The 10,441-nt window shown below is 41.6% G+C and carries 8 protein-coding genes; 6 read left to right on the forward strand and 2 right to left on the reverse strand.

From position 1 onward, the window contains the following. The first annotated feature begins 43 nt into the window (after positions 1-43). Positions 44-661 (forward strand): HAD family hydrolase, encoded by a 618-nt coding sequence (locus tag ISP07_RS12435; RefSeq protein WP_054553379.1) that lies wholly within the window; start codon positions 44-46, stop codon positions 659-661. Between the two features lie 132 nt (positions 662-793). Further along, on the forward strand, positions 794-1,519 hold the full coding sequence (locus ISP07_RS12440; RefSeq protein ID WP_054553380.1) for a YebC/PmpR family DNA-binding transcriptional regulator: 726 nt from the start codon (positions 794-796) through the stop codon (positions 1,517-1,519). Positions 1,520-1,927: 408 nt separating this feature from the next. Here ISP07_RS12440 and ISP07_RS12445 read toward each other — a convergent pair whose 3' ends face one another. Beyond that, positions 1,928-4,102 carry a malate synthase G gene (locus ISP07_RS12445; RefSeq protein WP_228290604.1) on the reverse strand — a complete coding sequence of 725 codons (2,175 nt, stop codon included), beginning with the start codon at positions 4,100-4,102 and terminating at the stop codon, positions 1,928-1,930. A gap of 230 nt (positions 4,103-4,332) precedes the next feature. On the opposite strand from ISP07_RS12445, the gene ISP07_RS12450 reads away from it, so the two are divergent. Then, positions 4,333-5,934: an isocitrate lyase gene (locus ISP07_RS12450; protein ID WP_209327811.1), complete on the forward strand. Its 1,602-nt coding sequence runs from the start codon at positions 4,333-4,335 to the stop codon at positions 5,932-5,934. 784 nt (positions 5,935-6,718) lie between these two features. On the opposite strand, the gene ISP07_RS12455 is transcribed toward ISP07_RS12450, so the two are convergent. Continuing rightward, positions 6,719-8,740, reverse strand: a complete 2,022-nt coding sequence (locus tag ISP07_RS12455; protein ID WP_209327812.1) for a prolyl oligopeptidase family serine peptidase — start codon at positions 8,738-8,740, stop codon at positions 6,719-6,721. Between the two features lie 162 nt (positions 8,741-8,902). Here ISP07_RS12455 and ISP07_RS12460 point away from each other — a divergent pair, with 162 nt between their 5' ends. The 3 genes from ISP07_RS12460 to ISP07_RS12470 form a co-directional block, all read left to right on the forward strand. Further along, positions 8,903-9,280: a VOC family protein gene (locus ISP07_RS12460; protein WP_054563159.1), complete on the forward strand. Its 378-nt coding sequence runs from the start codon at positions 8,903-8,905 to the stop codon at positions 9,278-9,280. 269 nt (positions 9,281-9,549) lie between these two features. Then, the gene (locus ISP07_RS12465; protein ID WP_209327813.1) at positions 9,550-9,864 is read left to right on the forward strand and encodes a hypothetical protein; all 315 of its coding nucleotides are present in this window, start codon (positions 9,550-9,552) and stop codon (positions 9,862-9,864) included. Positions 9,865-10,136: 272 nt separating this feature from the next. Beyond that, the coding region (locus ISP07_RS12470) for a transposase (RefSeq protein ID WP_209327814.1) at positions 10,137-10,441 on the forward strand (305 nt) is incomplete at its 3' end.

The following is a 10,441-nucleotide window of genomic DNA, read 5'->3' on the forward strand; positions in this document are numbered from 1 at the left end:
ATGGGCATCAACATTTTCCCACTTCTCATATACAGGGATTTATATGACTATCCATGACAACAATATCCGTGGCGTAATCTTTGACTTAGATGGTACTTTGGTTTCATCGGAGTTGGATTTTTCACTGATCAAAGCACAGGTAGGCTGTCCGCTTGATAATGACTTACTTGCTTACATTGCTTCGTTACCTTCGCCTTACATGCGTGAAGAAGCGATGAATATTGTTCATCAGCATGAACTTATTGATGCGCAGCATGCGCATTTATTGCCAGGCGTTGCTGAGGCAATTACGAGGCTGAAAGAAAATAACATCCCGATGGCGATTGTGACTCGCAACTACGACCGTGCAGCTGCCATTAAATTAAAGAATAACCCCTTACCAATAGAAACCGTGTTGACTCGCTCTGATGCGCCTGCTAAGCCTGATCCAAGTGCTTTAAATGCGATTGCGACATTATGGGAGCTTGATCAGTCTGAGTTACTTTATGTCGGCGATTATTTATTTGATATACAAGCAGCTCATAATGCCAACATGCGTGCTTGCTTGTACGCGCCAGATGAAATTCCTGAGTATGCAAATCAGGCCGATTATGTAATGCATCATTTTTCAGAACTACCTACTTTGGTTGACTCATTCCAAGAAAATAAAGTGTTATGTTAAATAGCTTTGTTTTTTATTTTTCCTGAGATTTATTGTTAGTTTTTTATTTTTCAAAATGCCCTAGTACTAGCCCAAGCGGTCATGAGTTGCTAAAATATCGGCAATTATCAAATGTATTCATAGAGGCATAAGATGGGCAGAGCATTTGAAGTCCGCAAAAACGCCATGGCTAAAACAGCCAATGCAAAAACTAAAGTAAATTCTAAGTACGGTAAAGAAATCTACGTTGTTGCTAAAAATGGCGAACCAGATCCAGAAGTAAACCAAGCGCTAAAACGTATTATTGAGCGTGCAAAAAAAGACCAAGTTCCAGCACACGTAATCGACAATGCGATTAAAAAAGCAGCCGGTGGAGCAGGGGAAGACTACTCTCCAGCACGTTACGAAGGCTATGGCCCGGGTAACTGTATGGTTATTGTGGACTGTTTAACTGATAACCCTAACCGTACTATTAAAGATGTACGTTTACCGTTCACTAAAACAGATTCAAAAATTGGTACACCGGGCTGTGTAGCGCATATGTTCGACCACTTAGCTGTTTTAGGCTTTGAAGGTGATGACGACGAAGTTGTACTTGAAGCGCTAATGATGGCTGATGTAGACGTAACAGATGTAGAAGTAGAAGACGGCAAAGTATCTGTATTCGCTCCACATACTGAGTACTACAAAGCAAAAACAGCTCTTGAAGAAGCATTTGAAGGTATTAACTTTGAAGTAGACGAAATCACGTTTGTTCCACAAGTTCATACTGACATCACTGATCCAGATGATATCGCAAACTTTGAAAAGTTTATTTCGATGCTTGATGACTGTGATGACGTGCAAAACGTTTATCACAATGCGATTGTTAAAAACTAATTTTTAAAAAATTAGTACGTATTAGTACGTAAAAAGGGGCATTTGGTAACAAATGCCCCTTTTTTAATAGATTTTCATTATGCCATGAATGGTGGCTATTCACTGTCGTTATGAGTTTATACCAATACGCTTAATTTAGTGGTCTATTTTGAGGCAATAAAACCTCGTTGATAACAAGGCAAAAATTTCGTTATTTAGTTGTGCTCGGCAATTGCTCCTGCATTGCTCTACCTTCTGCATCCATGCAGTCGTAAATCAGAAATTTTTAACGCAGGTAGCGACAGGTTTAATCCCTCAAAATAATTAAGTATTATTGCGGATTGGTATCAGTTGATATTAGTCAAAAAAAAAGCAGCCCTTAGGCTGCTATGAACGACACATGAAACTCGAAGGGGAGTTGTGTAGTGGCTAATTTAACGACTTATACTTTATACGGAACGCATGCAATAATGGTTCAGTATAGCCACTAGGTTGTTTAACTCCCTCTAATACAAGGGCTAATGCAGCTTGATAAGCAACACTTTGTGCTAAGGTTTCGGCTGAATCAGCCATATTTTTGTAAGCCGGATCCCCTTCATTTTGACCATCAACAACTTTCGCCATGCGTGCCATGGTTTTTCTAATTTGCTCTTCAGAGCAAACGCCATGATACAGCCAGTTGGCCATGTGCTGGCTTGAAATTCGCAGTGTGGCACGGTCTTCCATTAAACCGACATGGTTGATGTCTGGTACTTTTGAGCAACCAATACCTTGGTCAATCCAACGCACAACATAACCTAAAATACCCTGTGCATTGTTATCAAGTTCGGCTTGAATATCTTCTTTGCTTAAGCTGCTGGCATCTTTCATAAGCGGTGGAGTGAGTAAGCTAGTAAGGCTTGCTTCTTTGCGGTCCATAAGCGCTTTTTGGCAGGCAAATACATCAATATCGTGATAATGCATTGCATGTAGGGTTGCAGCAGTAGGAGAGGGCACCCACGCGGTATTTGCACCACTTTTCGGATGACCACTTTTTTGTTCCATCATTAACGCCATTTTATCTGGCATTGGCCACATACCTTTACCAATTTGTGCTTTACCACTAAGGCCTGTTGCAAGACCAATATCTACGTTGCGGTCTTCGTATGCACTGATCCAAGGCTCAAGTTTAATAGCGCCTTTTGGCAGTACTACACCTGCTTGCATTGAAGTATGAATTTCGTCACCAGTACGGTCTAAGAAGCCGGTATTGATGAATACAACACGCTTTTTAGCTTCGAAAATACAGGCTTTTAAGTTAGCTGAAGTACGACGCTCTTCATCCATAATACCCATTTTAATGGTGTTTGCAGGCAAGCCTAACAGCTGCTCAACGCGGGTAAACAGGGTATTAGTGAAGGCAACTTCTTCTGGACCATGCATTTTTGGCTTAACAATATTAATACTATTAGCCGTTGAATTTTTAAGGCTACCTGTACCTTTTAAGTCATGAAGTGCAGCGGTGCTAGTGATAATGGCATCCATAATGCCTTCAAACACGTCATTGCCTTCACTATCTTGGATAGCTGGATTAGTCATTAAGTGGCCAACATTACGCACAAACATCAGGCTACGACCTTTTAGCGTGATTGTTTCGCCATTTACACCTTGATATTGGCGATCTTGTGCTAAACGACGCTCTATGGTTTTACCTTCTTTGTTAAATGCTTCTACAAGGTTTCCTTGCATTAAACCAAGCCAGTTTTGATAGACGTTTACTTTGTCTTCGGCATCAACGGCAGCAACGGAATCTTCACAGTCCATAATCGTTGTAAGGGCTGCTTCTAGTAGTACATCTTTAAGGCCTGCTTTATCTGCTTGGCCTATTGGGTGATGATGGTCTATTTGCAGCTCAATATGTAAGCCATTATTTTTCAATAAGATAGTGCTTGGATTTTGCGCTTCACCTTGGTAACCAATCAGTTGTTCAGGGTTTGCTAGGCGAACCTGACTACTATCACGTAATGTGATTAAAAGCTCATTATTAACCACTGCATAGCTGGTGCTTTCGATGTGTGAGCCGTTTGCTAAAGGCAGTGCTTTATCAAGGAACTGGCGGGCATAAGCCATGACTTTAAAGCCACGCACAGGGTTGTATGTAGAGCCTTTCTCAGCGCCGTCGTTTTCACTTAATACATCTGTGCCGTATAGCGCATCATACAGTGAGCCCCAGCGCGCATTTGCGGCGTTTAAGGCAAAGCGTGCATTACTCACTGGCACAACAAGCTGTGGCCCAGCTGTGTTTGCGATTTCAGGCTCTACTTGCTCTGTTTCTATGCTGAAACTAGCTGGCTCAGGAACAAGGTAGCCAATGTCTTCAAGGAATGCTTGATAGTTAGCAGCATCCCATACCGGCTGCTGCTTATGGTAGTCATCAATCTTTGCTTGTAGTTGTTCGCGTTTTTCTAAAAGCGCACGATTGATTGGCGTTAGTTCATTGACGATATCAGCAAAACCTTGCCAAAAAGTGTCTGTGCTAATGCCTGTTCCTGGTAAAAGTTGCTGTTCAACAAACTGTGCAAGTTGTTGATCAACGCTTAAACCGTTAAGTGAGAGAGTGGTCATAATAATGTCCTTTAAACGAGCTTAAATTGATCATTCATGGCTCAACCATATCGTAAAAAAGGCTAATAAGCAGGTTATTTGCCATTCACTAAAAATATAGTGGCAATAACAACTATAAATTTACTAAATCCCAAAAATCCGCCTAATGTTGAATTAAGCGCTACGAAGCAAACGCCAAGTAGCCACTCTCACTAACAAAAAATAGATAACCCGTTCGAAGGATTTTTATTATGACAACATATCAACGCGAAACCGATAACTTAGCTACTTTATGTCAAACACAAGGCAAAACGTGGCAGTCAATCAACCCAGAATACGCTAGCCGTATGCGCTTACAAAACCGTTTTCGTACGGGTCTAGACATTGCTCAATACACTGCAGACATTATGCGTGCAGACATGGTAGCTTACGATGCTGACCACAGCCAATACACACAATCATTAGGCTGTTGGCATGGTTTTACTGCACAGCAAATGATGATGGCAATTAAACGTCATAACAAAACAACTAAACGCAGCTATGTATACCTAAGTGGCTGGATGGTTGCGGCACTTCGCTCTGAGTTTGGTCCATTACCTGACCAAAGTATGCATGAAAAAACGTCTGTTCCAGCGCTAATCGAAGAAATCTACACTTTCTTAAAGCAAGCTGATGCACGTGAACTTGACCACCTTTACAAAGACCTAGACGAAGCGAAAGCAAACGGCGGTGACGTTCAAGCAGTACTAAATAAAATCGATAACTTCGAAAGCCATGTTGTGCCAATTATTGCTGATATCGATGCGGGTTTCGGTAACGAAGAAGCAACTTACCTACTTGCTAAAAAGATGATTGAAGCGGGTGCATGTGCTATCCAAATCGAGAACCAAGTATCTGACGCAAAACAATGTGGTCACCAAGCGGGTAAAGTAACTGTACCGCATGAAGATTTCCTAGCAAAAATTAATGCTGTTCGTTACGCATTCTTAGAGCTTGGTATTGATAACGGTATTATCGTTGCTCGCACAGACTCATTAGGTGCAAGCCTTACTCAAAAAGTGCCAGTATCTAAAACTCCTGGCGACCTTGCTAGCCAATACACGTCGTTCCTTGAAACAACACCAGTAAACAGTGTGGATGACTTAAACGAAGGCGACACTGCAATGAAGCTGAATGGTCAGCTTTGCAAACCAACACGTTTAGATAATGGTTTATACCAGTTCCGTGAAGGTACAGAGAAAGACCGCGTAGTTCTTGATTGTGTAACTAGCTTACAATCTGGCGCAGACTTACTGTGGATTGAAACAGAAAAGCCAAACGTTAAACAAATCGCTGAGCTTGTTAACCGCGTTAAAGAGCAAGTACCCAATGCTAAGCTGGTATACAACAACTCACCATCGTTCAACTGGACACTTAAATTCCGTGAGCAAGTTTATGCTGAATGGCAAGAACAAGGTAAAGACCTATCTGCTTACCCAAGCATTGATGACAATAAGGCATTAATGGCGCCAGAAATGGATGACACAGAGCTTGCTGCGGCAGCAGACGTACTTGTACAAAACTTCCAAAAAGATGGTGCACGTGAAGCGGGTATCTTCCATCACCTAATCACGCTACCAACTTACCATACAGCGGCGCTAAGCACTGATATTCTATCAGAAGGCTATTTCGGCGACCTAGGAATGCTGGCGTATGTTCGCGACGTACAACGTCAAGAAATCCGCCGTGAGCAAGCATCAGTGAAACACCAAGACCTAGCAGGTTCAAACATTGGTGATACTCATAAAGAGTACTTTTCTGGTGATAATGCGCTTAAAGCCGGTGGTGAAGCAAATACCATGAACCAGTTCTAACCAAGTTGTAATGTAGTTTCCTTTATAGCTATTCAATAATGTTGTTAGGGGCCTTCGGGCCCTTTTTCGCTTTTTAGCTATCAGCTTTCAGCCGTCAGCCATCAGACTCGCATCTCGCACCTCGCATCTCGCAACCCGTATCTCGCATCTCGAACCTCGCACCTCGTATCTCGTATCTCGTATCTCGTAGTTTGGATCACTCTTTAACCAAGTCTTGGATCAACCATTTACTAGCTTTATAAAAATACAGATCACGCATTTACCAGCCTAAGAATTTTAGATCAGAATTTAACTACCTCCGCCGTATAAGCCTTAATTTAGGGCCTATTGCCTTATTACAGCCTATAGAATGGTTAAAATTGGCTCATATAAACGGCAATTTAATGTTGTTTTGTAGAATCTTGCGATTTACAAACCGATTTTTTATCAACTCACCCAAGCTATAAACCGATTTTTTACCAACTCAACACCCTTACAAACCAAAATTTTACTAACTGAAGCTAGGTTTCTAGCGGCGCAAACCGGTTTTTTACTAACTCAAGTTACTGATTTTGGCTATAAACCGATTTTTTACTAACTGCTTTTGGATTAATGTCCGATATTTGAGAAGTGTATGTAAGGAGTTACTCACATTGTGACTGTAAAGGGGGTTTACAGAAAAGAGAGCTGTCAGCTATCAGATTGAAATTCAAAAGTTAGAAAAAAGCAGCGGGTTTATCCCGCGTTATGGTTTATATATGGCGCGGCATAAAGCCGCGCCTAAACCATTGCTCGCAACCCGTAACTACTTACTATGTTTATCAAACCACCATTGAATATAGGCGACTTTGGTCATCAGGTTTGATGGGCGCGCGGTAATACCATGTGAGGCATTAGGAATACGCACCATCGCTGTATCAACACCTTGTAGCTTTAACGCTTGGTAAAATTGCTCGGTTTCAGAAATCGGCGTGCGATAGTCTGATTCACCAGTTAACAGCATAGTGGGTGTTTTTACATTGCCCACATAGCTAATTGGAGATCGCTTCATATAATGCTCAATGTTGTCCCATGGTTTACCTGGGAACCAATAGTCAGCAAAGAAAGGGTAGAAATCAGCAGTTAGTACAAAGCTGATCCAATTGATAACAGGTTTAGCAACAACAGCGGCTGCAAAGCGGTCTGTATGACCCACAATCCATGCAGTTAAAACACCGCCACCTGAACCGCCGGTGACAAACAACTTACTCTCATCAATAAAGCCCTTATTGATGACAGCATCAACACCTGTCATTAAGTCATCAAAGTCATTACTTGGGTAGTTATGATGAATTGTTTGCGCGAATTCTTTACCGTATGAGTCACTGCCGCGTGGGTTCATATACAGCACAACATTCCCTTTGGCTGCGTATAATTGTACTTCAGGGCTAAAGTGAGGGCCGTAGTTTGCAACAGGACCGCCGTGGATCTCTAAAACAAGTGGATACTTTTTGTTTTTATCAAAGCCCGGCGGGTAAGCAATCCAACCTTGAATAGCCAAGCCATCGTGGCTTGATTTAACCCAAATTTCTTCAACCTTAGCCAGCTCTTTGTCGCCCAGCGCATCTTCGTTTAATTGTGTTAAACGCGCCGTTTTACCACGCTTAATTAATGCTACATCTGCTGGACGTTGGGTATCTGCAAGTGTGAATGCAACTTCACCATCTTCGCTCACATCAAAGTCACCACCTGAATATGGGCGACCAAAGGCGACACTCCCAATCTGTGAGGTAATCACCTTATGTTTACCACTACGCGGCTGATAAGCTAGATGAGTTTTACCTTCACTATCGTAGCTAAAATAAAGACCTCTGCCGCTATCATCCCATTTAATGCTTTCGACACTACGGTCTAAATCAGCAGTGAGTACTGAGGTTTTACCTGATTTTAAATCAAGTAAATAAATGTCGTTATTTTCATAGTTAGTTTTTTTGTCGTCGTAGCCTGTGTATGCTAGATAACGACCATTTGGCGAGACTTTAGGGCGTGAATCTGGGCCTTTACGGTCTGTTATTTGGGTAATTGAACGATCCGCTAAGCTAAGTTTATAGATTTCAGATTCAGTTGGGTGTAATTCATTGTCTTCATAGCGATTAGCCGAAAAATAAAACGCATCGCCTTGTTCGTTAAAGCTAATAGCACCACCATGATCAAAACCACCAGAACTTAATTGACGTGCATTGCCGCCCGTTGCACTGATGATAAAAAAGTGACGATAACCTTTTTCAGAGTAGCCACCGCCATCGGCACGGTAATAGGTATCGTCAATATATTTAGCTGGCTCTGCCCACTTAGCGCCTTCAGGCTTGCCCGGTAAAGACACTGGGCTTGCTGATTTTGCTGGCACAAACTGGCTAAACACCAATTGTTTGCCATCTGGCGTCCAAGTTAATCCGCCAGGGCTTTGCGTTAGGTTACTAATTTTTGCTACGTTACCGGTTTTTAACCATTTTACATAGATTTGGCTGCTACCATCTCGGGTAGAAATAAACGCTAAACGAGTTTCATCTGGTGACAATACCGGAGAGTAATCCATATGCACGCCAGACGTTAGCGGTAGCATGGTTTTACCATCTGGGTTTACTGACCAAATATTGCTGACTTTACGGTCGCTTTTGATATCCATGCGATTACGCACGAAGTAAATTGTATCGCCATTTTTTGTCATTTCTATTTGGTTGGCGTATTCAAGATCAAAAACATTTTCAAGTTGAAAGGTATTGCTAGCTCCTGCATGGCTGTAAAAGCTGGCTGCTGCAAGCAGTGCTAAAGACGTTTTAAACTTCATTTTATTTCCTTGTTAGTGAGCAGAAATTAGGGCGTGTTAACCTGTTATAAAGTAACAACCATCAGAAATATAGTCCATTGCGATGAATGGAGAAATCAATAGACAGATGGTCATTTCCCTTTTATGTTGAGTACAGACACTTTTAAACGTAAGGAGCACACAATGATAGGTTACATCATGTTAGGCACTAACAACCTAGCTAAAGCAGTAAAGTATTACGATGAATTGTTCGCTACTCTAAACGCCGAGCGCTTTTTAGAAACTGACCGCTTTGTGGCATGGAGCACAGGCCAAGATAAGCCCGGTTTTGCGGTTACCAAACCTTATAACGATGAAAAAGCCACAGTAGGTAACGGCACTATGATTGCTCTAGCTGTTGAAACCCCAGCCCAAGTAGATGCCTTTTATAAAAAAGCCATAGAACTAGGTGGCACAGACGAAGGCGCCCCCGGCCCACGCGAAATGCCCGGCTTTTATGCGGGATACTTTAGAGACCTAGACGGTAATAAACTTAATGTGTTTTGTTTTACGCATGGGTAAAAAAAGTTAGCAAGGGGAAAGTTAGAAAGAGTAAAGTTAACAGGCGCTAGGCTCTAGGAAACAGGGCCTAGCTTATGTAGTCGAGGTTTTAGATAATAAAGAGTAAGTTTCACCAGCTTAGAACATTATGGCTCATTTAGACTGGTTTTCAGGTAGCTATGAGTAGAACTGTTATAGCTTTGTAAAGTATGCATGCTCAAAATTGACAAGCTTCGGTGTTTTATACACATCTAGTGATAGCAATTCATTTAAAGTAAATGTGCAGAATTATGAAAAAATTAGTGTATCTCATTGTCTCTTGCTTAGTTTGGCATTCCGTATACGCAGAAGAACCTGACGATCTTTTTGGCGCCTTGAGTGGCTTATACTGGTGTTTGAAGAAAGAAATTCCAACAAGCTTAGAGCAGATTGATTCCGCGTTTGGATTTGAATTACCAGCTAGTGCAACTAAAGCCAGTTTTGATGATTGGTACAAGAATGTAAGTTTAACCGTTGAAAACGAGGAGTTTTTAGTAACTCGGAAGTTAGATAAAACATCAAAAAAATCGACTGTTAATTGTGAATCTGTTTCAAGCACTAACTAGAACAATAGATTTCATGGTAAGCAAAGCGAACTTTTTTGAAAACGCGCTAAAGCACGACCTACAACTCGCAAAAAGTCGCGCGAAATAAATTTCATGCCTACAAGAAAATCGTAGGGTAATCTTAAGCTGTGATTAGAAAGCTGTTGTTCGGCGCTAAAGCACCTCCTACCTCGCATTTCGTTACTCGTTCTATCTAACCACTAACGAGTTAAATCTATCGACTCTCATGATCTGACTCCATAAAAGTAGACACCTTTTTGGAGTCAGTAATCATGAAAGTAAAGTCACAGCGTAGATATTCCCTCGAATTTAAAATAAAAGTCGTTCAAGAGTCGTTAGACACCACAGATACAGTTAAGATGGTCGCTAATAAGTACGGTATTCATCCTGACATGCTATCAAGTTGGAGAAGTCACATGACCTCGAAAAAGAAAACGGCAAAGCCACTAAAGAACCAAGGCCCTGACAAATCATACGCAGATTTAGAACGCCAAATTCGCAAGCTTGAGAAGCAACTCGAAGATGCTCAGTTGGAGAATGACGTTTTAAAAAAGGCGAAGGTCTACTTCGACAGCCT

The sequence above is a fragment of the Pseudoalteromonas sp. PA2MD11 genome, assembly GCF_017808125.1.
Classification (GTDB): Bacteria; Pseudomonadota; Gammaproteobacteria; order Enterobacterales; family Alteromonadaceae; genus Pseudoalteromonas; species Pseudoalteromonas simplex.